This is a genomic window from Bacillus sp. FSL K6-3149 (genome assembly GCF_038630515.1).
Lineage (GTDB): Bacteria > Bacillota > Bacilli > Bacillales > Bacillaceae > Bacillus > Bacillus pumilus.
The window spans coordinates 419,387-445,355 of sequence record NZ_CP152034.1; the positions used below are offsets into that span (position 1 = coordinate 419,387).

The 25,969-nt window shown below is 39.9% G+C and carries 20 protein-coding genes; 2 read left to right on the plus strand and 18 right to left on the minus strand.

Going from position 1 to position 25,969, the window contains the following annotated elements; all coding sequences use genetic code 11:
* Nucleotides 1-15: 15 nt before the first annotated feature.
* From MHB83_RS02225 to MHB83_RS02275, 11 genes are all read right to left on the minus strand, one after another.
* Nucleotides 16-693: a hypothetical protein gene (locus MHB83_RS02225; RefSeq protein ID WP_342496588.1), complete on the minus strand. Its 678-nt coding sequence runs from the start codon at nt 691-693 to the stop codon at nt 16-18.
* A 72-nt stretch (nt 694-765) separates the two neighbouring features.
* Nucleotides 766-2,223 (minus strand): O-antigen ligase family protein, encoded by a 1,458-nt coding sequence (locus MHB83_RS02230; protein WP_342496589.1) that lies wholly within the window; start codon nt 2,221-2,223, stop codon nt 766-768.
* A gap of 39 nt (nt 2,224-2,262) precedes the next feature.
* Nucleotides 2,263-3,192 (minus strand): NAD-dependent epimerase/dehydratase family protein, encoded by a 930-nt coding sequence (locus tag MHB83_RS02235; RefSeq protein ID WP_106035662.1) that lies wholly within the window; start codon nt 3,190-3,192, stop codon nt 2,263-2,265.
* A 14-nt stretch (nt 3,193-3,206) separates the two neighbouring features.
* Nucleotides 3,207-4,544 carry a UDP-glucose/GDP-mannose dehydrogenase family protein gene (locus MHB83_RS02240; RefSeq protein ID WP_342496590.1) on the minus strand — a complete coding sequence of 446 codons (1,338 nt, stop codon included), beginning with the start codon at nt 4,542-4,544 and terminating at the stop codon, nt 3,207-3,209.
* Between the two features lie 79 nt (nt 4,545-4,623).
* A complete protein-coding gene (locus MHB83_RS02245; protein WP_342496591.1) occupies nt 4,624-5,808 on the minus strand; it encodes a glycosyltransferase in 1,185 nt (394 codons plus the stop codon).
* Nucleotides 5,805-7,256 carry an MOP flippase family protein gene (locus MHB83_RS02250; protein ID WP_137054330.1) on the minus strand — a complete coding sequence of 484 codons (1,452 nt, stop codon included), beginning with the start codon at nt 7,254-7,256 and terminating at the stop codon, nt 5,805-5,807. The genes MHB83_RS02245 and MHB83_RS02250 overlap by 4 nt, the downstream gene beginning before the upstream one ends.
* Nucleotides 7,257-7,274: 18 nt before the next feature.
* The gene (locus MHB83_RS02255) at nt 7,275-7,934 is read right to left on the minus strand and encodes an exopolysaccharide biosynthesis polyprenyl glycosylphosphotransferase (RefSeq protein ID WP_044140051.1); all 660 of its coding nucleotides are present in this window, start codon (nt 7,932-7,934) and stop codon (nt 7,275-7,277) included.
* 198 nt (nt 7,935-8,132) lie between these two features.
* Complete coding sequence (locus MHB83_RS02260; RefSeq protein WP_170965966.1) at nt 8,133-8,711, minus strand: hypothetical protein; 579 nt, start codon at nt 8,709-8,711, stop codon at nt 8,133-8,135.
* 231 nt (nt 8,712-8,942) lie between these two features.
* A complete protein-coding gene (locus tag MHB83_RS02265; RefSeq protein ID WP_044140362.1) occupies nt 8,943-10,433 on the minus strand; it encodes an N-acetylmuramoyl-L-alanine amidase in 1,491 nt (496 codons plus the stop codon).
* 23 nt (nt 10,434-10,456) lie between these two features.
* On the minus strand, nt 10,457-12,565 hold the full coding sequence (locus MHB83_RS02270) for a SpoIID/LytB domain-containing protein (RefSeq protein ID WP_050944361.1): 2,109 nt from the start codon (nt 12,563-12,565) through the stop codon (nt 10,457-10,459).
* A gap of 24 nt (nt 12,566-12,589) precedes the next feature.
* Nucleotides 12,590-12,913 (minus strand): hypothetical protein, encoded by a 324-nt coding sequence (locus MHB83_RS02275; protein WP_003212891.1) that lies wholly within the window; start codon nt 12,911-12,913, stop codon nt 12,590-12,592.
* A 182-nt stretch (nt 12,914-13,095) separates the two neighbouring features.
* Between MHB83_RS02275 and MHB83_RS02280 the strand changes: the two genes are divergently transcribed.
* On the plus strand, nt 13,096-14,016 hold the full coding sequence (locus tag MHB83_RS02280; protein ID WP_050944362.1) for a LytR family transcriptional regulator: 921 nt from the start codon (nt 13,096-13,098) through the stop codon (nt 14,014-14,016).
* Nucleotides 14,017-14,100: 84 nt separating this feature from the next.
* On the opposite strand, the gene wecB is transcribed toward MHB83_RS02280, so the two are convergent.
* Complete coding sequence (gene wecB, locus MHB83_RS02285) at nt 14,101-15,240, minus strand: UDP-N-acetylglucosamine 2-epimerase (non-hydrolyzing) (RefSeq protein WP_342496592.1); 1,140 nt, start codon at nt 15,238-15,240, stop codon at nt 14,101-14,103.
* Between the two features lie 269 nt (nt 15,241-15,509).
* Between wecB and galU the strand changes: the two genes are divergently transcribed.
* Nucleotides 15,510-16,391 carry a UTP--glucose-1-phosphate uridylyltransferase GalU gene (gene galU, locus MHB83_RS02290; protein ID WP_034318540.1) on the plus strand — a complete coding sequence of 294 codons (882 nt, stop codon included), beginning with the start codon at nt 15,510-15,512 and terminating at the stop codon, nt 16,389-16,391.
* Nucleotides 16,392-16,417: 26 nt separating this feature from the next.
* Here galU and tagH read toward each other — a convergent pair whose 3' ends face one another.
* The 6 genes from tagH to tagD form a co-directional block, all read right to left on the minus strand.
* Nucleotides 16,418-18,022 carry a teichoic acids export ABC transporter ATP-binding subunit TagH gene (tagH, locus tag MHB83_RS02295; RefSeq protein WP_342496593.1) on the minus strand — a complete coding sequence of 535 codons (1,605 nt, stop codon included), beginning with the start codon at nt 18,020-18,022 and terminating at the stop codon, nt 16,418-16,420.
* A gap of 19 nt (nt 18,023-18,041) precedes the next feature.
* A complete protein-coding gene (locus MHB83_RS02300; protein WP_003213689.1) occupies nt 18,042-18,869 on the minus strand; it encodes an ABC transporter permease in 828 nt (275 codons plus the stop codon).
* 172 nt (nt 18,870-19,041) lie between these two features.
* Nucleotides 19,042-21,408 (minus strand): CDP-glycerol glycerophosphotransferase family protein, encoded by a 2,367-nt coding sequence (locus MHB83_RS02305; RefSeq protein ID WP_212045595.1) that lies wholly within the window; start codon nt 21,406-21,408, stop codon nt 19,042-19,044.
* Between the two features lie 181 nt (nt 21,409-21,589).
* Nucleotides 21,590-23,851, minus strand: a complete 2,262-nt coding sequence (locus MHB83_RS02310) for a CDP-glycerol glycerophosphotransferase family protein (RefSeq protein ID WP_342496594.1) — start codon at nt 23,849-23,851, stop codon at nt 21,590-21,592.
* A 48-nt stretch (nt 23,852-23,899) separates the two neighbouring features.
* The gene (locus MHB83_RS02315) at nt 23,900-25,366 is read right to left on the minus strand and encodes an alpha-glucosyltransferase N-terminal domain-containing protein (RefSeq protein WP_335365223.1); all 1,467 of its coding nucleotides are present in this window, start codon (nt 25,364-25,366) and stop codon (nt 23,900-23,902) included.
* A 96-nt stretch (nt 25,367-25,462) separates the two neighbouring features.
* Entirely contained in the window at nt 25,463-25,852 is a 390-nt protein-coding gene (gene tagD, locus MHB83_RS02320) for a glycerol-3-phosphate cytidylyltransferase (protein ID WP_008343212.1), read from the minus strand.
* Nucleotides 25,853-25,969: the final 117 nt, after the last annotated feature.

Here is a 25,969-nt window from a genome sequence, read left to right on the forward strand (position 1 = left end):
ATCTCCAGTTCATTATTAAGATTCTTTGAACACTTCGGATAAGACCACAAACATAAGCGAGATGCTAAAGCCAATGACAAGCCCAAGAAGTGCCCGTTTTTTAGCTGACATGCCTTTATTGCCTTCATCAAGTACTTGTGCAGGATCAACAATTTTTGCCTGCTTCATTCCAAGCTTTGTTGACTCCAATTCATATAAGAATCGTTCTTTATCGACTTTGGAATCATTGCTGACCGATTCGTCTTCAAGAGCAGCTAATCTACTTTCAATCACCTGCTGCCTTTTTGTAAATAATGCTTTATCTTGCTTGAGAAATGTATCCGACACCTGCTTCACGACAGCCAAAGCATGATCCTTATCGGCATCCGTGAAAGACAGCTGTAATTGTGTATCTGATTGATTGGTAAGGATGAGACGAGTTTTCACATCCTGTCTTTCTTCTTCTTTCACATCACTGAGTGCTTCATTTAGAAATGCATCGCTTTTTAATAGAGATGTCACTTCTGCCATGTTGTTATACACCCCATCATCATATTTACCGAGAGTGAGGGTAACAGCAGCTGTGTAACTAGATTGCTGCGTAGTTCCTTTAGCAAAAAAGAAACCAAAGGCACCTAATACGACAGGCAGCAGTATGAGCCATACGATGTACTTTTTGATTCGCTTCCCTATCCTAAATATGAAACCAGACATGTTCATTCTCCCAACATTGACGTATTTGCTCTTTCACTAGTGTAGCCATACAAACGCAGCATCACACACGGTTTACCATAGCTTGAGTCGTTGTTTGTTTTTCAACATATTCACCGCTGCGATCACCAGTCCTAAAAATACCCAATGGAAATATAAATTCGAGACAGAGCTAGGACTGATACTTGAAACGAGAAAGCTCAGCATGGCTGCAAACAACCCCTCAATGATCATTTTTGCCGATCTTGTGTCAGCCCATTGGTATTGTTTGTACAGTGTGAACATGAGATAGGCGTATACAGAGATATAGCCCAGCATGACTGCAAATCCGAAGTTCGTCATCAATTCCAGCAGCCAATTGTGCACTTCTACGACCTGGTCTGTGTCAAAGATCGAAAAGTGAGCTAAGTAGTAAGACACATTCCCCGCTCCAACTCCGAATCCGTATGAATTCGTAAAGAAGTGCCAAGCATTTTTGATTAAATTCGCTCTCGCGATGTTAGACGGGAGTGGTTCACTAAAAGAATGCGCGACCTGAGAAGCGAGAAACAAGTCATAAAAGACCGAATAAATCTTAGCTGAAAAAACAGCGATACCGATGACGACAAGTCCGCTTGCTGCAATGATTGACCACTTTTTGAGAAAACGCGGCAGCAGCAGCCACACATAGATCGCCACTCCTGCAAATATCCCAAGCAGACTAGCGCGGGATTCGGTTAACAAAATGAGATACAGCGCGGCGATTGCACCTAATAATCCAAACGCTTTGATGTAACCGTTTTTCATTTGACGCATGCATGCTAGATATAAGAAGAAACTAATCGATAAAAACGTTGCAAAGTCATTCTGATTAAAAAAGACAGATGTAGGATAGTGCTGTTTATACGCTGGCCCTAGATACAATGAGGTATTCGGTAAATGGTTCAATGTAAAGTGATTATAGAACCCAATCCCCATCACAAACACAGTCATGACCAGCCAAATGCTATAAAAGGTCACCACTTGATCCATTCGCTGAATATACATGACGACTAGAAAGACAAATCCCATCCCCATTGCCAGAAGGCACATATATTTCAGGCCGTCTGTGACCGAATGAGCCCAAAGCAGTGAGATGAGACCGTAAAGAAACCATACAGCGAAAAAACCAAGAATTCCTTTGACACGAATCTGCTGCCACTGCGATATGTACGTCCCCTGATCTCTCATCCGCCATATAAATAAAGCAAAGGCGGCGATGAGCATGATACGGTAGAGAAAAAGACTAAAGAATCCTGCACTAATAGAAAAGAAAGCGTTGTTGAGAAAGGTCAATGTAATCAAAAGATAGATGACTGACATGAAGATTTGCTCACCATTCATGTACAGCTTCATCAACACGAGAGCAACCGACAGGATCAGAAGTATAACCGGAACAGCCACCATCTTCTTTAACCCGACGGGCTGCGCGGCTGCCATTTGTACAAGACCGATCCCTGCTGCAAACAATATACATCCAATCATGATTTGCCATGCTGTATGCTTCACACTCATACCCATTTTCCTCCTAAGCAACCCATCCGATTTGAGGGATTAAGCCTTGACTTCCTGTTCATAGTAGGAAATGGTACGAGCCAAACCTTCCTGTAAACTCACAACAGGCTCCCATGCTAAGACTTGTTTCGTTTCCTCATTTGCCAATGTACTATGCACAATATCTCCTGCACGCTGCGGCTTGTAAATTGGTTCAAGATGTGACCTCGTCACTCGCTTCATCGTTTGAAACAGCTCATTCACAGTGATTGAATCCCCACATGAGATATTTAAACAAACGTTTGATTGAGCTGTTAAAGCCGCAACATTCGCTGCTGCTAGATCACCTACATAGATGAAATCTCTTGTTTGTTCCCCGTCTCCGAAAATGAAAGGAGCCTCATCCTTTGCAAACTTATCAGAGAAAATAGAGACAACCCCGCCTTCGCCAAGTGCATCTTGTCGCGGACCATAAACATTGCTATACCGAAGAATACAATAGTCCACATCATACAGTGATTTTGCCATTTCTAAGTATCGCTCTACTGTGAGTTTCGATAAACCATAAGGCGAACCAGGCTTTAGCCGGTGAGCGGTATCCACTGGCAAATACACTGGATCTCCATAGACAGCTGCCGATGAGGCAAATACCACCTTCTCCACCCCTGCTTCAGCCGCTGCTTTCATGACGTGCAGGGACCCTTTGATATTGACCTCTTCGTCATAAACGAAATTCTGAACAGACACGGCGACACTCACCTGTGCTGCAAGGTGAATGATATAATCCGGTCTTATTTGTTTGATCAAATCGACCGTTTCTGATTTTGTGACATCTGCCTCAATGCATTGAACGGAAAGGTGGGCAATATTTCCCCGAGATCCAGTTGAAAAGTTATCAAGAACGATGGGCTCGTAACCTTTTTCTAGTAAAGCCTCTACCGTGTGTGATCCAATAAATCCGCTTCCCCCAGTAACCAATACTTTCTTCATCCAAGCTCCCCCTGTTATTGTGCCTTTGATACCAATTCTGCTTCCCATACGCCTGGGCGGCCGATAGACTGGTAAATAAATCCTCTCTCTTTCATTTCTGCTGGATCAAACAAATTCCTTCCATCAATTACAATCGGTGAACGAAGCAGCTGCTTGATTTGATCTTTATCCATCTTCTGTATGTCATCCCATTCTGTTAGGATGAGGCAAGCATCCGTATCTTTTACTGTTTCATACAGGTCATTACTGAAGACAGCCTGCGGGCCAAGCTCTCGTTCTGCTTCTACATAAGCAACCGGATCATAGGCCTTCACAAAAGCACCCAGCTCTCTCAGCATTGGGATAATGTCTAATGCAGGTGCAGAACGCATATCATTCGTATTCGGTTTGAATGCGAGACCTAAAACAGAGATGGTTTTTCCTCTAATATCACCGAATACACTCATCAGTTTGCTGACAAGGTGCGCTCTTTGGTGATTGTTCGTTTCAATCACGGACTCGATCAGCTTGAACCGGTAGCCGGCTGTTTCGGCAATTTTGAGAAGAGCCATCGTGTCTTTCGGGAAACAAGACCCACCAAATCCAATGCCCGCTTTTAAAAATTTATGCCCGATACGGCTGTCTAATCCAACGCCTTCGCTAACTTTTTCAACATCAGCGCCCACCCGCTCGCAAATATTTGCAATGTCATTGATGAATGAGATTTTTGTGGCAAGCATGGCATTTGCAGCATACTTAATCATTTCAGCACTTTCTAAATTGGTCTCCACAACCTCTGTTTGAAACGGATCATGCAATCTTTTGATGATGGTCGACGCATGGGTGCTTGTCGAGCCGATTACTGCCCGCTCCATATTCATCGTGTCTTGGATGGCAGATCCTTCTCTGAGAAACTCTGGATTGGATACGACATCAAAAGGATATTTACTGCGCGATGCTTTTTCGACAATGGCTTGAACGAGCCGGCCTGTTCCAACGGGCACTGTGCTTTTATTGACGATGATTTTATAGCCATTTAGATGTTCACCAATTGTTTGAGCGACAGCTTTCACGTACGTTAAATCTGCTTCCCCCTGTGCTGTCATCGGTGTCCCTACAGCAATATAGATAATCTCTGATTCCCGGATAGCAGCAGGAATATTGGTTGTAAAAAACAGTCTTCCTTCTTCCGTATTCTTTTCAATCAATTCCTTTAAACCCGGTTCATAAATGGGAACGACACCACTTTTTAAGCTGTTGATTTTTGATTCATCGATGTCACAGCAGATGACACGATTTCCGATATCAGCAAAACAAGTACCTGATACTAACCCGACATACCCTGTTCCAATCACAGCAATTTTCTTCAACATTTTTCATCCTCTCAGTAAAAGCATATTGTCCGTTCCAAGCTGTTTATCTATCTATCATTCTTTGCACATTTCATCTTGTTTAAACGATGGATCTTGATTGATGAAGCACCTTTTCATATTGCTGTATGAGCTGCTTCGTATTATTTGCTGATGAATATTCTGTATGAACGATTTGATGAAGATCGCTTTTCACTTGCTCATTCCATCTGTTTTCATAAAGGTAGGCGTGAATGGCCTCTTTTAACTGATTTGTCGAATGCGGATCAACGAGCAGATGTTGATAGCTAGAAAATAAGGTTGGGAGACCACCGACTCTTGTCGCAATGACAGGTACTTTTAAAGCGAGTGCCTCCAGAACGACGGTTGGCATTCCTTCACTATAGGACGGAAGTGCAAACAAATCGGCTGCGATTAAGTAGTCTTTCACCTGCTCATTCGGCACCTGCCCTGGGAGTAGAATAGATGCTCCAGCCCGTTCTGTGAGCTCCTTTGCAAGGGGGCCTTTTCCAACAAAAACTGCTTTCACACCATCCAAGCCGCTGACAGCATCAGCTAATTCAAGTAAGCCCTTCTCTTTGACTAACCGCCCGACGAAGACAACGAGCTTGTCGTGAAGGGGTAAGCCTAACTTTTTCCTGATGAATTGTTGATCTTCTTCCGTTTTAGAAAATGACTGGAGCGGAATACCGAGCGGGAGGCATTTCGCTTCTACCTTTGTCATGTCATTTGTCTTTTTAGCAAGCTCCTCGCTCACCGTCAGAACAGCAGATGCCTGTTTCACCGCCGTTTCAAAGGCTGCATGTGCCCCTTTGCTATAGCCCGGATACACGTTCACATCACTGCCATGTAAGGTCAAAAGATAAGGAATTTGCGTTTCTTTCTGAATCACAGCCGCCGCTCCGCCAGACGGCATCGCAAAGTGTGCATGGATAAAATCTGGTGACAGCTGGTAACCCTGCATGGCGCCGAGAACAGTAGAAGCTATTCGTTTACTCGGCTGTGCCCATTTCAGCTGTCCAGGAAGCGCTGTATAGGGCGGCCTGTATACGGTCACTCCGTTTCTCACTTCCTGTTCAGGCAGATCCTTTTTCTGCCGATAGGACGCCTTCAGCATCCGCAAAACCGGTGGATTGACCGGGTTGGGACAGATGACGGTCACTTGTATTCCTTGTTTGAGCAGCTCCTGCACTTGCGTTTCATGGAACACACCTTCACTTGGATGTTTTTCACTAGGATATACACTTGTCAGCCATAGCACCTTCATGACGAACGACCTCTTCTCAATAATTTGCCTGCAACCTGCGGATACATTTTGATGAGCAGCAAGCCATACAATGCTGCGCTGACACAAATCGTCAATCCTAATTGAAGTAAAATGTCGGCTGACGTCAGCTTCATGCCTTGATGCAGGGCTACCGCACAGGCGGCCATCAATAGCGTCATAACAGCAGGCTTGCCAAGTGATTTTAAATAAACCTTCATATCTAGCTGAATGACATACGCCATGAGCCATCTGCCGACAATGAAGTTGAGCAGGCTGACACCTGAGTAAACCCAAGCTACTGTGAGCAGACTGCCTGTGCTGACACCTACATATAAGGCGCATCCATACACAAGAAGCATCCCCGTATCCCAATAAAAGGCTAAGTCCGCTCTCCCTTTGGCAAGAAGTATTGACCCGTTTGGATTCATCAGTACACGCAGAAGTCCGACAATGCATAATATATTAAGAACCGGAACAGCTACGAGCCATTTCTCGCCAAACACTACTTCTATAAAGCTATCTGATACGGCAGCAAGACCGATTAATAACGGAAAGCTAATCAATGCGAGCATATTCGTCATACTGAGGAAGCCCTCTCGCAGCATGGAGTGATCACGCTGACTTTTTGCGAAAACCGGGAAAGCCACTCTCGTCACGATTGGGTTAATCTTCAGCACGGGGATCGTCACGATTTGATACGCCAAGCTATAAATACCTAACGCTTCTGCTCCGAGAAACCGGCCGATTAAAATCATGTCAATGTTCGATCCTGCTCGATTGACCAGTCTGGATGCGAGCTGGAATGCACCGAATGAGAAAAATTCTTTTACTTCCCCTAATGCAAAGACTGGTGCTGGACGCCACTTCTTCCAATAAGCCGCGGCATACATTAGCCCTTTTCCTGATTGCAGCAGCACTTGAGAAATGACATAGGCAACAATCGGATTGATGAAGAAGGCCAAAGCGAGTAAAACAAACAGCGATATCATAGTTGCAATGGCTTCAATGGCACTTAATGTTTTAAAGGCTAAGTCCTTTTGCATCATGTATTGGTATTGCTGGCCAATGGGTGCAATCAGAAACATGATCGATAATAGTTTGAGCAACCCCTCCAGCTCTGGCCGGTTATAAAAGGCGGCAATCATTGGGCTTACTAGAATGAGTAAACAGAATAAGATAATGCCAGTGAGTAAGTTGATCCAATATAATGTGGATAATTGACGTTCTGTTGTTTGTTCCTTTTGGATGATCGCTGCCCCGATCCCTAGATCAAGTAAAATCTGCGTAAATATTGTGACAGTTGTGATCATGCCAACGAGTCCAAACTCTTTCAGTGACATCACGTTCCCTAAAAAGGCGAACTGTGCAATTTGGATGATCGTAATGATAAATGCGGACAAGCTTGTCCATTTTGCCCCGCCCAGCATGTGTTTTTTCATACTTGCCATTTCTCTTCCCTACTTTACTTATCTGGCTCCGTCACCCGTCATGATGACTTTTAACGTTTTTACCATAATCTTCGTGTCGAGAGAAAATGTCAAGTTTTGAATATACTGTAAGTCATGTGTTAATTTTTCACTTGGACTCATTTCATATCCTCCATTTACTTGTGCAAGACCTGTCAGTCCCGGCTTGACCGTTAATCTTTTCGTAAAACCTGGAATCGTCCGATTAAATTCTGCGGTAAACATCGGTCTTTCCGGACGCGGACCTACGATACTCATTTCTCCTTTTAACACGTTGATGAATTGAGGGAGTTCATCGATTCTTGTTTTACGAATGAAGGCTCCCACTTTGGTGATACGTGGGTCGTTTTTTTGTGCCCATTTCGCTCCTCCGCTTTCAGCATCGGTTCTCATCGATCTGAGCTTCCATAATTTAAAGTAAACACCGTCTTTCCCGACCCTCTCCTGCATATAAAAGGCTGGTCCCGGTGTTTCCAGCTTAATCAAAAGAGCAAACAGCAAAATGATTGGCGTACTCAACATCAATCCGATGAACGAGAACATTAAATCTATGAAACGTTTTGCAAATAAATAACGAACCATATGTTCTGTTAAGGCAAAAGAGTGGTTTCGTCTCACTTCATATTCTCTATAAAGATTCATCGCTTTCTCTGCACTCACTGACCTGCACCTCACCATTCAAAGTAGTTGTTGTGTAAAGAAATGTTCTATGAAGGTCAGTTTAGCAGAGCAACATTAAGCAAATGTAAATGCGCTGTTAAGTCTTGTAAAACTGTGTTAAGAATGTGCACTTATATCAAGTTATGCCCTTTTCAACGTAAAAAAGACCCGCAATTCTGCGGGTCTCTGGGTCTTTTTTTATTTTGCTTTAACGGATTCGATCGTTTTTAATCGAAGGGTTCCGTTTGCATCTTTTGTATAAGTGACTTTCACTTTTGATTCTTCTTTTAAGCTGTTCACTTGTTTAGAAAACGTATTTCCGAATTGAATAGCAACTTCTTTGCCATCAATGTTCACAGCAATGGTATGTCCATCAGCCAAGCCGACATATGTGCCTTCCTTGGTGACTTCATTTTTCTTATTTGTTGTTGATTCTTTCTTTGTTTTAGAATCAGTTTTTGATTGTTCCTTAGTAGGTTCTTCTTTTGTGATTTCTTTACTTGAGCTGTCTTTTGCGTCTTCATCAGATTGACCAGATTGCTCTTCTTTTGGAGCAACTGTTTCTTTGCTTTGATCATCTGCTTTTTCATTTGATGACTGATCTTCTGTTTTTTCCTTTTTCTCTGAAGCATTTTCTTTCTTTTGATCAGCTGCTTCGGTTGTTTCCTTTTTGCTATCATCCTTATTGTTGTCGCTTGATTGATTTGTTGTGCCGCATGCTGTGAGTAGTACACCTAGAAGCAATACTAGAAACGGCATTGTGATTAATTTTTTCAAAATTGTCACCTCTTCATGATTTGTCGATTGGCTGTCGCTTAGATTCATGCGTAAACCATTCACCTTTTATGTTTCAATTATAACAAAGATAACTAGAAATGAAATGTATTTTTAACTTGACACATTATTGACGACCCGATCACTTCATAGACTTTTGAAAAAAGGCTGCCGAGAGACGTTCTCGAGCAGCCTAAGAGGAGTATCTGAGGCACCCCTCATGTTTGTATTTTCTTATCTAAAGTAACCTGACACACCGCTTGAAATGCCTGACGCTAAACGATCTTTATACGTAGCCGATTTCAAGATGTTTGAATCAACTGGACTTGACACAAAACCAGTTTCTAAAAGAACACTCGGCATTTTAGAATATTTAATCACGTAGAATCCAGCTGTTTTCACACCACGGTCTCTTGTACCAAGTGCACTGACCATTTTCGGCTGAATGTTTTGCGCAAGCTTCAAGCTGTTTGCAGACGCATATGTTTTGTCATAATACGTTTCTGTTCCGTTTGCACTGCTGTTATCATTTGAGTTTGCATGGACACTAATGAAGATATCTGCATTTGCTGACGCACCTTTGCTCACTCGTGTTTGAAGACTGTCAAATGTGTCTGATGTTCTTGACATGGTAACAAGTGCACCCGCGTTGTTTAATTTCGTATTTAAACGCTTAGCTACATCTAAATTCAAGTTCTTTTCATATAACCCGTAGCCTACAGCTCCTGAATCATGTGCGCCATGACCTGGATCAATGAATACTTTTTTCCCGACAACAGGGTTTTTCAATTGATTCACAACAGTTGGTGTCACCGTATTTGCACTGCCTACGACAGTAAATTTGGTGATTTTTTTACTGCTAATGGTTGCTCTTGTTACTTTTGGTAATGTTTTTTCATTCGTTAGAAGCAATGCTTTGTTTTGCTTCGCTGCGATCCCTGCAGCAGAAGATGAAGTGGCGTAGCCAAACCCTCTTCCTACATAGGTATTGTTCGTGCTCATATTATACTTTTTCACAATATTAGCGGCAACGTCATAACGAGTGGAGCCTTTAATTCGTGTTGGAGATTTCAATTGATTATAAGCTGCTTTTGTGACGTAATTTTCTCCGCCGACTACAATGGTTTGTTTGACATTGCTTGCTTTTGCAACAGATGCGATTTCAGAACGAAGTCCCTTTTTATCTGTGTAGAGAATCGGGAAACCTTTTTGTGCTGCTACCGGTGCAATTGCAATCCCATGAGCATAGAAGGAACCTTCAACGACAACGACGCCTGCTGGCTTTTTCATTTTCTTCGCGATATTTGCAGATAGCTCATATCGATTTTTTCCTGAAATACGTTGTGTAGAGATGCCCATCTTCTTCACTTCATTGATTACGTTATTTGACACACTTGATGTACTGCCTAAAACGATCACTGTCTTTGTTTTTAAAGCCTTTAGGGCTTTTTTCGTATCACCTGAAAGACTCTTACTGTTTGTATAAAGAACTGGTCCATTTTTTTGGTGTGCAAGTGGAATCCCTGCTGTTGCATCCGCATACGCAGTTTTCCCTACTATTACGACTGTACTTGCAGTTCCCCATCCCTTTTTCGCTACGTTTGCTGCTACAGCATATCTGCTTCCGCCATCAATTCGTGAGACTGAATTATCTGCTGAAGCTGTTGGAACAATAACGAAAATGGCGATGAGGCTGAGGATGGCTGTTTTCATGATTGAGCGCATCATCTATGTCCTCCTTTAACCCTTTAATAGTTTGTTAGTTTTGTACCTGGATAGTAGAACGAAAGTATGGAAGAATATGAGTTTCCAGATTCAGCTCTAGCTTTGGCACCGTATTGGCTCATGCCAATGCCGTGACCATATCCTTTTCCTGAAATCGTAAAGTCATTTGTATTGTTTTTGACTGACGCAAATGTGCTCTTCACCTTTGTTGCGCCCATGATGGATCTAAACTCGGTCATCTTCATACTTGCCGTTGTACTTTTGTTTACTGCATATGTGCCTGTTTTATTTTTCAGATGATATGTCAGCTTGATTGATACCGTCTTCGCACGTTGTCCTTTTGTTTTTCCTGAGAACGTCAGGCTTGAGATGGATGCAATCTTCATATCAGATGCAGCTGTTTCTTTGTTTTTGAGCAGCCATGATTTGAGACCAGCAAGATCCGTTGCATTTGTCTCTTTTGCCTTAGACCACTGAGATGCTGCTGTACTAGCAGTCAATGTTGTGCCTAGTTGTTTTTTAGAGAGTTTTAATGTCCATGCATTGATCGGATCTTTTGTATCCTTTTTGGCCACTAAGTACGGCAGTGCATTTGCCCACACTTCTTCACTTGCCTCTGTATATCCGCCATTACTAGAATAATAGGTGGCTGAAATGAGCTGATTGTTGTATTTCAGTACTTTCCCTTTTGTGGCATCGACAGCTTTTGTCGAATTTGTGTACCAGTTATATCCTCCATATACTTGGAAGGCAGTTGTATCAGGTACGACTTTTCCAATACTTTTCACTGAATACGTTCTAGCGGCCACTGCCTGTGCTTTTAGCGCTTCAACATGCCAGCTTGCAGGCATTTCATTTGGTACCACGCCTTTTAGATAGTCTTCAAATGGAATATTTTCGAGAGTCGGCCTGATATAACCTGATTCAATTGCAAAGTTGACGCTGCCTAGGTAAGGCTTCCCTGCAATTTGAAGGATATTTTTCGTTGAATATTTCTCAGGAACAACTCTTACATTGTTATACGTCTTTATGCCTTTTAATGAAATTTTTCCGTTAGAAATATTCAATTGGTAGTTTTGATTTTTTTTCAGATAGACTTGTTTGGCTAATGAGTTCTTCAAGCTATCTTTAATCGCACTTGTGCTACCAGCAAGGTGATAAGCATATGTACCCTTTTCTTTCAGCAGTTTTTTTAGTGACGCTGTGACAGAATCCGGTTTCACATACACAACAGTACTATTAGACTTTGCAGCCAATTGAGACAGCGGCATAGCATAAATATAGCTAGAGGCTTTTGCCAAATAAACTTTATCTGCATTGATATTTAATTTCTTCATTATATTCACAGAGAGTTCATAGCGATTGGCACCACTGATTCTTGTTACCTGTGACGTTTTTTTAATTTGATTCTCTACTTTTTGTCCCGTACTTTTCGTACTACCGATGATGATGACTTTGCTTGGCAGCTTGTAAGACGGAATGGAATCTTTTTTTGTTAAAAGGATTGGGTATCCCTTTCTCGATGCATAGGATGCAATCGCAATCCCATTCATAAATGAGTTTCCACCGACAACGACAGCTTGCTTATAGTTACCCATTTCTTTAGCAATTTTTTGGGAGATTTCAAACTTGTCTTTTCCACTAATGCGTCTGACTTTCCCATACTTTTTAATAGATTTCTCAGCAGCTGTTGAAATACTTTTCGTGTTACCAACGATCAGGATGTTATCCGGCTTCATTTTCTTCAGCTGGTTTTCAGTTGTTTTTGTTAGTTTTTCAATGTTTGTATACAAAATGGGTGCGCCTAGTTTGTAAGCTAACGGTGATACAGAAATGGCATGATCAAATGCATCACGGCTCACAATGACAACTGTTGATGGATTCTTCCAGCCGGCAGATGCGATGCTATTGGCAACTTCGTATCGATTTTTGCCATCATATCTTTTCGTGACAGCCACATTCGATCCTGACAGCTTGTATTCTCCAGCTGTGGATAGATCCATCGTTTTTTTATTTCCGATATAATTAGACAATTTCACTGAAATTGTCGAGCTAGCCATGGCAGACTGAAAGGGTGCGATTAGTAGAGTCATTGTCATGAGAACAATAAGTGTAAAGCCTGTTTTCTTCAATTTTGTTCATCCCGCCCATCTTTTTTACTTCTGTTTTTCAATCTTTTGAATTTCCTTTTGACCACTGTCATTGATAAAGTAAGAGATTTCTACTTTGTCTCCTGGTTTGAATTCATTTAACACATCTTTAAAATTATCCGTAAATTCATAGCTTAAGGTCGTATTCACTTTTTTCACTTCGACTGTATGTGCATCAGCCATTCCAATAAATTCAGCTTTTTCTTCCAGCACCTGAGGAGTTGAACTGCTTGTGTTGTTTTCTCCCGAGGACTGCTCAGCCGTTCCACATGCTGTGAGCACGATACCAAGTAGTAGTATTAAGAACGGTAAAACGACGATTTTCTTCATTTTTTTCACCTCATGTCTTTGTATCGTCTTATAACTTAATATTTTAAGGTAAATTTAAGGTTTTTTGAAACCTTTTTTTTGTTACAACGTCTATATCTAGGTTCAGAGTAAAAAAATAACTTGTTTATCAAGATTCGTAAACCTATAATCATGGAAGAATCATAGAAAAGGTGAGGGACATTATGAGAGCTGAAAGAAAACGAAAGAAGAAAAAGGTTCTTTGGATTGTTTTATCGATTATTGGCTTATTCGTATTAGCAACTGGCGGATATGCATATCATCTTTGGAATACAGCAGCATCAACCGTGGCAGGCATTCAGGAGAATTTAAAGAAGTCAGATAAGCGTGACAAAGATGTCGATTTAAATAAGAAAGACCCGATTTCTATTTTAGTCATGGGTGTTGATGAAAGAAAAAATGACCGCGGCCGTGCGGATACATTAATATACATGACCGTTAACCCAAAAACCAAAACGACTGAGATGGTGAGTATCCCGCGTGATACGTATACGAAAATTGTCGGAAAAGGCACAATGGATAAAATCAACCACTCCTATGCATTCGGCGGCACACAAATGGCAGCTGATACTGTAGAGGAATTGCTTGATGTACCTGTTGATTACTTCGTGAAAGTCAATATGGAAAGCTTTAAGGATATTGTCGATACACTTGGCGGCATTACAGTGAACAGCACATTTGCTTTCAGCTATGATGGTCATTCATTTGGTACAGGAGAAATTAATCTAAATGGCGATCAAGCCCTCGCCTACACAAGGATGAGAAAACAAGATCCAAAGGGTGACTTCGGACGTCAGCAAAGGCAGCGTCAAGTCATTGAAGGCATCATTGCTAAAGGGGCAAACATTTCATCTATTACAAAGTTCGGCGATATGTTCAAAGTCGTGGAAAACAATATGAAGACTAATATGTCATTTGATGATATGTGGACGATGATGAATGACTACCGTGACGCAAGACAGCGTGTGAAGCAGCACGAGCTGAAAGGAACGGGAGCACGCATCAATAATATCTATTATTATCAGCTTGATGATAGCAGTTTGGCTAAAGTGAAGAAGGAATTGAAGGACAGTTTGGAGCAGTAAAAAAAAGAAGACTACATGAATGTAGTCTCAGATTGTTGACAAAGGGCTAAAATGGTTTTTATTTTAGCTCTTTGTCTTCTTTTTTTATGATTTAAATGGGGCAGGTTTTTCTTCACTTAATCCAAATCGATGGAGGAGCTCCTCGACAATTCGTCTCGATGCTTGTCCGTCACCATAAGGGTTAGACGCCTTCGACATGCTGTTATACTCCTTCTGATCTACTAGCAGCTCTTTAGCCATTTTGTAAATGGTCTCTTCATCCGTACCTGCAAGCTTAAGTGTGCCTGCTTTCACGCCTTCTGGACGTTCTGTTGTATCACGGAGCACTAAAACTGGCTTCCCTAGAGAAGGCGCCTCCTCTTGTACACCGCCAGAATCCGTTAAGATAAAGTGCGAAGCGGCAGCAAAGTTATGGAAATCAACGACTTCAAGCGGTTCAATTAAGTGTACACGATCGAGACCGCTAAATTCTGTCTGAGCTGCATCACGTACGGCAGGGTTTAAATGAACAGGATAAACGACCTGAACATCTTCAAACTCTTCTACAACACGTCTAATGGCTCTAAACATATTTTTCATCGGCTGGCCGAGATTCTCTCTGCGGTGGGCCGTTAACAAAATCATTTTATCCGTGCCTATTTTCTCTAAAATAGGGTGCTGATAATGCTCAGTAACTGTTGTTTGCAGGGCATCAATCGCTGTATTCCCTGTCACACAAATGGTCTCTTCTTTTTTATTTTCAATTAAAAGATTCTGCTTCGCTTCCTCTGTAGGAGAGAAATGAATATCGGCAATAGTGCCTGTCATTTGACGATTCAATTCCTCTGGGAACGGCGAATACTTATTGTGTGTTCTCAATCCTGCTTCGACGTGCCCAACTGAAATTTGGTGATAAAATGCTGCCAAGCTTCCTGCAAAGGTTGTTGTAGTATCCCCATGGACAAGGACAATATCAGGTTTTTCTTCTTGAAATAATTGGTCTAGCTTTAACAGTGCATTTGATGTGATTTCAGATAATGTCTGGCGCTGCTTCATGATGTTTAAATCATGATCTGGCGTAATTGAAAAAGCCTCAAGAACTTGATCAAGCATTTCTCTGTGCTGGGCTGTCACAGTGACAATCGAATTTATCAGTGGATGTTTATTTAATTCAAGGACAAGTGGTGCCATTTTGATCGCTTCAGGTCTAGTACCGAAAATAGTCATTACATTTAGTTTTTTCACTTGTTTAATCCTCTTTCCTAGTATAGTACTTTCAATTATACACAATTTGGAGGATAAATTTAATGGTATAAAAAAAGAAATTTACATTGAATTAACGTTAAATTTCTCTTTCCTTTACATTTAACATATAAAATATGAATTATCTAAAATTCATTTTAGTGAAATCATTTGTCTTTCCTATGATTTGTAAGTTACACTTTAAACAGACGACCACGAACAAACATTGAGTGATTAAATCGGTTATCTATGTAAGGAAGGTGCAAAGTTCATTGAAAAAAGTACGTAAAGCCATTATACCAGCTGCAGGTCTTGGGACACGTTTCCTCCCTGCAACAAAAGCTATGCCTAAAGAAATGCTGCCAATCGTTGATAAACCAACCATTCAATATATTATTGAAGAAGCTGTTGAATCAGGAATTGAAGACATTATTATCGTCACTGGAAAAGGAAAAAGAGCCATTGAGGATCATTTTGATTTTGCACCAGAGCTAGAGCGCAACCTAGAAGAAAAAGGGAAGAGCGAGCTTTTAGAGAAGGTGAGAAAATCCTCTAACATTGCTGACATTCATTACATACGTCAAAAGGAACCTAAAGGACTTGGACACGCTGTTTGGTGCGCACGCAATTTTATCGGTGATGAGCCATTCGCCGTTTTATTAGGTGATGATATTGTTCAAGCGGAAACACCGGGGCTTCGCCAGCTGATGGATGAATACGAAAAGACCCTTTCATCTGTGATTGGTGTTCAGCAGGTAGCAGACAGCGATACGCATCGCTACGGGATCATCGACCCTCTTACACAAGAAGGACGCCGCTATCAAGTGAAAAACTTTGTGGAAAAGCCACCGCAAGGTACAGCACCATCCAATCTAGCCATCTTAGGACGATACATTTTCACGCCAGAGATCTTTATGTACCTTGATCAGCAAGAAATTGGTGCAGGCGGGGAAATTCAACTGACAGATGCCATCCAAAAGCTGAATGATATCCAGCGTGTATTCGCCTATGATTTCGAAGGAAAACGATACGATGTCGGTGAGAAGCAAGGCTTCATCGAGACAACTCTCGAGTTTGCCCTTCAAGATGAGGATCTGAAAAAGAAACTCATTCCATTTATGAAACAGCTTCTCGAAAAAGAAGAAGCGAATTAAAAAAAGCTGCCGGAATCGGCAGCTTTTTATTTCATCACTGAAATCGTCAGTGTATGCTGTTCATTATCAATGACAAACAGATTGCTTTCGCCCTTTACTGCGAATTTCGTTTGTTTCTCATTCATCCAAACCTTCTGTTCTGTCAGTCCAAGTGTCGAAGGAGAGATCGGCATCACCTCATGAAAGACAATAGCATTTGCTTGACCATTTTGAATGACATAGTCAGTTTTCTCTGTGGTCAATCGCTCAATCGTACCGCCTTGATCACTTTTGATCGAGCTCAGCGTTTGCATTTTTTGCTTAAGCACAGATTCCTCTTTTCCAAGGAAAGAAAGTAAATACTCATACGAGCCAGCAGATGCGGGCGATACATACGAGTTGAACTGTCCAGGTCCAATGGATAAAGACTTTAATTCCTCTGCAGGTTGAAGCCCTTCAGGTTTGACAAAATACGTCTCTGATGCTGTTTTGATTTGAACGGTTTGTTTATTTTCAGCGACAGCTTGTATCTCTTGCCCGAATGGCAAAGTGACACCTGCCTTCTTTTTCATGGCTTGATCTTTGTACACCGTGAGTGGATCTGCCGTGACAAGCGTCTGTCGATCCACCTTTTTCATATCAGGCACCCCTTTTGTTAGCTGGTTCTTTGACTGAGGCGATTCTGTCTTATCTGCTGGGATGGCGCCAAACGTCGCCAGTGTACGAAGTGGACGATCCGAAAACATCGATAAGGCAAGTAAAATCGTTAAAACAGCTATTATCGTCACTTGAAAGGCTGGTCCAAAAAAGGAACGTCGTTTTCCGTTCTCATCATATCGAGACACCTTCTCTGTCTTTTTTTGTACACCTTTGCGACCTTCTTTGTGTTTCAATTGATATTCTTTTTTTTCTTTTTTAGAAAGCTTGTTAAACCATTCAACAAACTCCTTATACTCTTTCACGACCTTCTTCGTCTCATCAAACATACGAAGCTCACCATAATGCATCCAAGCCACTCGGTCACAGATTTTTTGAATTTGGCTAATGGAATGGCTGACAAAAAAGATCGTCTTCCCTTGTTCTTTAAATTCTGTGATTCGATCCACGCATTTTTGATAGAAGGTTTGGTCACCAACAGACAACGCTTCATCAATAATCAAGATATCTGGATCGATATGCGCTGAAATGGCGAAGCCAAGACGTGACTTCATTCCGCTTGAATAGCTTTTCACAGGCTGATCAATAAAGTCACCAATATCCGCAAACTCTACGATTTTTTCATATAGTTCGTCTATCTCTTTATTCGTCAGCCCCATCATCAAGCACTTGAGGCGAATGTTGTCTTTCCCGCTTAATTGGTTGTTTAGCCCTGCCGCAATGGCAATTAACGAAGGCTGACCGTCCATATCAACTTCACCACTTGTCGGTGGAATGATTTTCGCAAGAAGATTCGACATCGTTGATTTTCCAGATCCGTTGATCCCTACAAAACCAATCGTCTCGCCTTCATATACATCAAAGGACACATCACGAACAGCAAAGAAACCTTTTTCATTTTTATTAGGAAAAAACAGCCCTTTAATCTTATCTGACTGCTTTTTATATAGGACGTATTGCTTGGATACGTTTCGAAACGAAACCTTTAGTTTCATCGTATAATCTCCTTACTTTTTAAAGAAAATCGACAAATTTATCCCTAAATTTCATATGAAGCAATGAACCGACTGTTAAAAGAAGTAGCGTGATCAGCCAAAAATAAAGCGTATATTTCACATCATGGAAGAACCATTCTCCCTTTAACAAGCTATTTCTAAAACCATCAATAATGTAGAAAAGAGGATTCAATTTTAGTATATCCCCGATCCATGCTTTGTCTCCAGTGAGCTTCTCTGAGATATTCCAAAAAATCGGCAGCAAAAAGAAAAGTAAACGTGTCACTGATTGTAAAAGAAATTGATAGTCTCTCACGAGTACGCTAATCGTGGAATTAAACAAACTAAACGAAAACATAAACGCGATCATACAAATAAGATAGTATATATATTGTAGCCAATGCGCATCAGGATATATGCCATAGGAAATCAGCACAATCAGATAGACACCCATCATGACAAAGTAGCTGAACAAGTTGGACATAATCACTACAGACGGCAGCGCACTAATCGGGAAATTCATTTTCGATACCATATTAATACGTTTAAACACACTGTTTGATCCATCAAGTATCGTCGGACTAATGAAGAACCAAGGGATTAATCCAGCCAGCATCCAAATGATAAACGGAACTTCCATCCCTCCAATGACAATTGGCTGTCCTCCGCGAATTCCCAGACCAAAAACAAACCAGTAAGCCAGCATTTGAATCAATGGATTTAAAAACTGCCATAAAACACCTAAATAATTCATCTGATATTTTGATTTTGTTTCATAAACAGCAAGTCGCATAATCAGCGGAAATGAGCTGATTTGCTCCTTTAATATCGTCAACATTGCGTTCATTCTAATCTTCCTTAGATATAAGTTTTTGGGATTACTTTTTTAAAAAGCACCGCTCATAATTGTAACAGATAACGATACACATTTCATCTTATAACAAAAGTCATGCACGTCAAACTAGAAGACAAAAACCCCCTGAATCCTTTCAATCGTTGATTCAGAGGGTCCTCACATATTAGATAATTTGGTGTTCTTTTAAGAAATCCGTAATTCTTTTCGTATTCTGATTATCGTTAAAGCTGTTGATTTTCAGGTATTTTTCTTTATATTCATCTTCCACAACATACTGACAATCGATCGCATGTTTCACGATTCGAATCAGCTCTTGTGTATTATATGCTATCGGTCCTGGTGCATTTTCATCGTTTACAGGAGGAATCGCCTTATACTGTCTAATCAAGTAATCTTTTTCTTCCCAATAAAAAATAGGGTAGGCACCTCTATATTGTGCATCATAAATAGCAGATGAATAATCAGTAATAAACACTTTTGACACTTTTAGCGCTTCCGATGGGTTATCAGAAATAATATGTTTATACTGAGGCAGATTTTGATAAACGTACTGTGAAAATTTGTTATGCGGTACAATTAACAGACGATCAAGAAGACCTGCTTCTTCAAAGCTTTTGATGATTTTAATTAGAACTCTATAGTAAGATGTTTCTTCAATTCTATTCGTATAAATAAGTCCCTCTTCCCAATATCGGTAAGTTGGCATAAAGGCGATCTTATCTGCACCTTCTACTAATTTGGCATGATCAAAGGTTGCCAGACCTGTCAAAATCAAATCCTCACGATCATAGTTCATTTTATAAAATTCACCGGCCTCTAATTCAGAGCTGATGACTGATTTATAAATATTGTATTGATTCTTGTCTTTATGGAATCCAAAGGCCATTGGATTATCAACCGGTTTAGCAAACATAATGCCATGCTGTAAAAAGACGAGTGGGACACTCATGATTCTCTCTCTGAGATGGTCAATATACAACCTATCATTCAGAACATGGTTAGATAATTCACTTGATATAAAATAACTGGCATTAAATATACTTAAATAATGTCTGAGACTATATTTCGGTATGATACCCTTTCCATATTTCGCTTTCAATGCTGGATATGCGTTTGATTTCTTATTAAGAATAAAGTAATTTTTTGAGTCTGTTTGACAATTTTCCTGTACATAGTCATACACTCTAATAGCTGATTCATCTGCTTTATCACTCTTTTTCTCAAAAAACAAATTCACACGATACTTTTTGTCTTTATAGAATGATGATAGGATACTCGCTATTTTTATTTTCACTTTACTAAATAAAGAATATTCCTGTGAATAAGGAATAATGGTTGATGTCACATTTCCAAATAGATTGGTTCTTAGGACTTGCAGCTTGTCCCCATTCTTTTTCGTGATATATGTTTTGACCTTCTTATCCCTCTTTTTCAACCTTAAACTATGGATAATTCGGTGATCATTTCCTACGAACAAGTTATTGTGGATTCTGCTGTCTAAATCAAGATCATTTAACGAAATTTTAAAGAAACCATATCTTTTCAAGAATTTAATTTTTCTAAATGGTCTTATAAATTTTGCCAGCTGATGTTCAGAGTTTCTAATGTAAAGATATTCATATTTTTGGTCTGAATTATACGCATAATGCGTCAATCTTCCAAAAACATAAAAACTATTAAACAAACTAAAGATGCGTAATCTCGATGTATGTTTAGTAACGAGATATGGGTTTCCTCTCACTAAGTATACGCCATTCGTTCTGACATAGATGTAATATCTTTGCTTATTAATCACCAAGATATTAAGAATATTGTCATCTTTGAACTGGTCTAAGGTATCTTTACCAAAAACTTTTAGCGGCTGATATCTAGGAACGAGTCTAAAGTTGACGATTTTCTTTTGATCCGTCACTTTATTTAAAATTTTGATTTGATTACGATTATTCACAATCACTTCAATATCTTTATGTTCCTGCATCACATCAAACAAAATTTTCCTTACATTTAGCTCCTTATTCTGACAATCATAGGTAATCACAAAATGGAAAGCACTGTATTGAATAAAGGAGATATCCTCAAATCGTCTATCTGCCTCTTCGATGGGCAAATCTATTTTATAATTGCAATTGATTTCATCTACATTCAGCAGCCCTGAAAATAATAACAATTCCTTTTCGCCGCTGTATAAGCCGTAGCGATCTAACCCTAATTGCTTGACATAAATATCAGCAAATTGATTGTTAATTTCAATAGGGAGTATTTGATCCGGCTGGATCATGTCTGAGCATTCTTTGACAATATACAGGTTATGCTCCTTTGCATAGAGATAGATCATTTCATTAGAATTGTCTATTGTGGATTCAAAAATCATCTGATCCTTTACATCAATTTCACAAATCCACTTTGACTCATTTACATTTAGCTCTTTAAATTCAAAAGTGCACAACTTCTCTATGTTATCAATATATATAACTAACTTGTGTTCATCTAAATTAAGAATTTCTAAAAAATTATGATAAAGTTTGTACATTGAAGCACCTCTATATTATTTTCAGCAAATTTACATTACCGGATAATCTTATCTAAATTTAGCATGTTTACTGTTAAAATTCTATGTTTTTTTATTTTTACCATAACTTTTAAATATGTGTACATTGGAATAAAAAACACAAAAAAGTACCGTTCAAAGGTGAAGAACGGTACTTTTTAAACTATTTTTCAGAAAACACCACTTCCACCACACGCTTCGAAGACTCCCCACTCTCTAAGTAACAGAATTTCTCATAAAACGGTGCGAATGAAGCTGGCAAAGTAAAGGTTGGCTGTTCTGTTTCTCTTACCCAGTCAATGACGCTGGCTGTTTCTTTCACAAGAGGTCCAGGTGCTTCCTGCTCAAAGTCAAAGTAGAAGCCTCTCAGCTTGTCACGATATGTTTCGATGTCTGGCACATAGAATAGCATCGGACGTTTGAGATTTGCATAATCAAAGAACACGGATGAGTAATCTGTTATGAGCAGATCAGAAATCATATAAAGGTCTCTGATGTCTTCATAATGAGAAAAGTCATAGGCAAAGCCTTCATATGGTCCTAAATCAAAGTTTTCAGCTACTAAATAGTGCATACGAAGAATGATGATATAGTCGTCTCCGATAGCGGCTCTCAGCTCATGCAAATCAAGGTCTAAATCAAATTTGTACTGCCCTTTTTTATAAAATTGATCGTCTCTCCATGTCGGAGCGTATAAGATTAATTTTTTATCAAGCGGCAGGTTCATTTTTTGTTTGAGTGCTCTCATCGTTTCTTCATTGTTTTGATTGTGAAGGAAGTCATTTCTCGGATATCCTGACTCAATCATGGTCTTTTGAAATTGGAAGGCACGTGTGAAGATTTCAGTCGAGTAAGCATTTGGAGAAATGAGGTAGTCCCAATTCGACGCTTCCTTCGTGAAATTCTTTTTGTATTTTTTCGTGTTTGTTCCAGGCATATGCACCTCGTCCATATCCATCGCCAGTCGTTTTAACGGCGTACCGTGCCATGTCTGCAAGTATGTTGTATGCTCTGGTTTTGGAATCCACAGCGGCAAACGGCTGTTGACGACCCAATACTCAGCTCTTGCCATCGCAAAAATCCATTTCAATGACAGACGATTGATATAGTAAATATCCTTTTCCTTAAACGGTGCTTCGTGCCCTTTTTTCACGCTCCAGATCAACGTATATTCAGGATGATTTTCTTTCATATACTCATAGATCCCACGTGGGTTACAGCTAAATTGTTTTCCATTAAAGCTTTCAAACATAACGGTTTTCTTTTTCACAGACAGCTTGCTTGCCAGCTGAAAGGTCGTTTTAAAGGTCCTTGTTACAAGACGGTTACGGACTTTTTTGATTTTACCGATTTGCTTTTTGAACTTCTTCCACTTGCTTTTGACATAGTACTTCGCACGTGTTTTCATTGTATAATCATTAATTCGAATACCAAGCGTTTGTCTTTTTTTCTTTCGATACACCTCATATCGAATCGGTACATCATTTCTTTTATGAATTTGAACAAGCCCTTTGAGTTTGTTTGAGCGATCTCCAAGGACTAGAGAAGTGGTCGTTAAAGTCTCCTCTACTCCACCTACATCGCAAATAAATTCAAAATAGAAGCGATATACAATACGTTTGTTTAACGAATAGGTCAATTCCTCTAAAGGAACTTCTGCTAGAAATTGATAAAGCTGAGGTACCTGTTGATCATCACGGTATTTGACCACTTCATCTTTTATTGGGGTCATATTTACCGGAAAGCGATGCTCAATTGGCTCTTCGCCATTTCTCTTCACTAGAAGTTTTACATCCTTGATCTCATAAGGATGCTCTGCACTGAGAACGCCTGCATAACCAGATAAAGATAACGTACATTCTTTGTTGAGCTCGATATGATTGAATTTCACAACCTTTAGCTCACGCTTGATTTTAAACGATGCATTTCCTTTATCCGTACGATACGGGATGACATACAGTATCGCGTCTTTATTTTCTAAATAAGTCAGCTCTGGCTTCTCTATTTCCATTTTTAAACGGCGTTTATAGTATGGCGTCTTCTCTTCTACTTCGGCATGATCCGTTTCTTTTAGTTCTTCTTCCTCTTCTTCTGAATCAGAATCATAGGCTGAGTCCTCAAGCTCGTCCTCATCCTCTTCTTTGTTTGCACTCAGATAGTCTGTCACATACAGGTTGTATGTCTGACCCTGCTCTAATGCAAGCGGAAGCGATGGTTCACTCAATACCAATTTAAATAGATTGTCTTCTTGATGAACAAGCGGAAGGAAAAGCTCTTGTTTTGATACCCTTTCCCTCATAAACAAATAAAATTCTCTATCTGTTAATGGCATGTCATCGTCGATGCGAATAAGCATTTCTAGTTTCTCATGATGATTTTTTAACCCTTCAACGACACTCTTCTTATGAATTCCCTCTTCAATCATTAATCGTTAATCTCCTCTGTTCAGAAATCTTACCGTTGTGTTGTCACATTATTTTACTTTCCAAGAATAGTTTCCTTGTTTCGTTTGATACGACCACCCATCGATTGACGATGGTTTATTGGTGAGCAGCTCTTCCTCTACTTCTAGACGCTGCAAAACTTCCTGAAGTTCTTCTGTTTTAAAACGAATGTAAAAATCAACGTATTTTGTTTGATTGGTTTCAATGTTTTTCTTTGTTTGAAAATGCCCAATTGGGAAGCTGACTTGATGGTTTTCATCGATTGTTTGAGATATGATTTCAGCTCCATTCACTCGATCATATCCTGCGAAATCGATTTGCACATGATCCGCATGACTCATTTCGTCCTTCAGCTCAAGCTGAAGATGAAGAACATGATGTTCAGCGCTTAGATCACGCAAAACCCATTTCATGCGGTCCACGATCCTTCTCAGTTCATCTTTACGCTCACGATTTTCGAGCATATGATGTAGCGTTGTATTCCAAAGAGACATTTCATCAGAAGGCACAAGATAAAAATAGGCTTGTTCTCCCAATGCCTTCTCAACATCTACCTTATGCTTAGTATCTCCAAAGAAGACGGCATCCACTTGCTGTTTTCTTATTTGTTTAAATAATTCTTCATATTGAGAATTGAGTTGATGCGGATCTTCTTCATAATGTGCGTCATGTACAAATGCAGCATAATACGTTGTTTCGGGCTGATCGATTTTAAACAGGTGACGGTCTTGATCCCGGTCTTCTGTAATCATCAGTTTCAAACGGTCATTTTGTGTTTGAATACTAGATAACCATCGTTGCTTTATATCTGTCTTCTTTGTAAAAGTTTGAATTCCTGTTTTTTTATACCAATTAATATGCCGAACTGGATTCTTTTTTGCATCTCCATGATAGATGATCTCCATATAGACGCTGCCGTCCTCTTTGATCAATTCCTCTAAGTATATTGCACCTGTATGAGGTACAAAACTTTGTACTCTGCATAAAACGCCCTGCCAGTTGTATTCTTCTCTCTTCAATAATTGCTGCTCTTCATTATATTGATCAATATAACAAACGGGGGAAGATGGCAGTTCATATCTCGTCACCTGCACTGTTGATTCTTCTGCTGGCATCACTGCTTCATTGATCGATTGAAAAGATGTACCGATGATAAATTCCGAGTAACGCCTTTTACTTCCGCTTTCCGGTAGAATATAGTGCTCAAATACATTCAAGATGTCAACTTGGTGCAGAAGGGTCTCCTCCAAGCTATGAATATGTTCTTTCACATTTGCATCATAATTCAAAGTTAAAATGGCATTACGTTTATGTTTGTCCGCCAATGGCTTTAATCTCGCTTTTAAAGACTTCGTTAAGTGCTCATCCTGTTTTGGTACATCACCCATGATAAAGTAGTAGTCCATATCAGGCATGTCAACTGATGTCATTGTTTCATGTTGTTCAGGTTGATCCAATGTGTGTTCAACTTTTTTCTTCATCCAATTTTGAAACAAAGGAAGCTCTCCTTAAAAATAATGATAACTTGCTCATTGTATTTTACATGAAAAAGCACTTCTCACCAAAAGATAAGAAGTACTTTTTTTGATCTATTAAAGTCCAGCAATTTCTTCCTTAATTTGTGTTGTCGAGATGCCTTCTGTTCTTTTCAAGTACACGACTTCGCAATGCTCTTTTAAGAAATCGAATTTACCTTCCCAGTCATCTCCCATGACAAACACATCAATATCGTGCTCTTGCACGTCACGGACTTTTTGATCCCAGCTGTTTTCTGGAATGACTTCGTCTACATAACGAATCGTTTCAAGAATGAGCTTTCGATGCTCGTAGCTATGATAAGCCTTTTTTGATTTTTGTAAGTTAAACTCATCTGTCGAAATGGCCACCACTAAGTAATCTCCAAGCTGCTTTGCACGTTCGAGCAGCTTAATATGCCCCCAGTGTAATAAATCAAATGTACCGTAAGTAATAACTTTCTTCATCGCAAACATGAACTCCTTTCTTCATTCCTTATTCAACTGCTTTCATGCAGTAACGTTTATCCGTAATCCTATGATCTTCGTTCGTATCTTTTCGCTCTTCGGAACCTCATTATATCA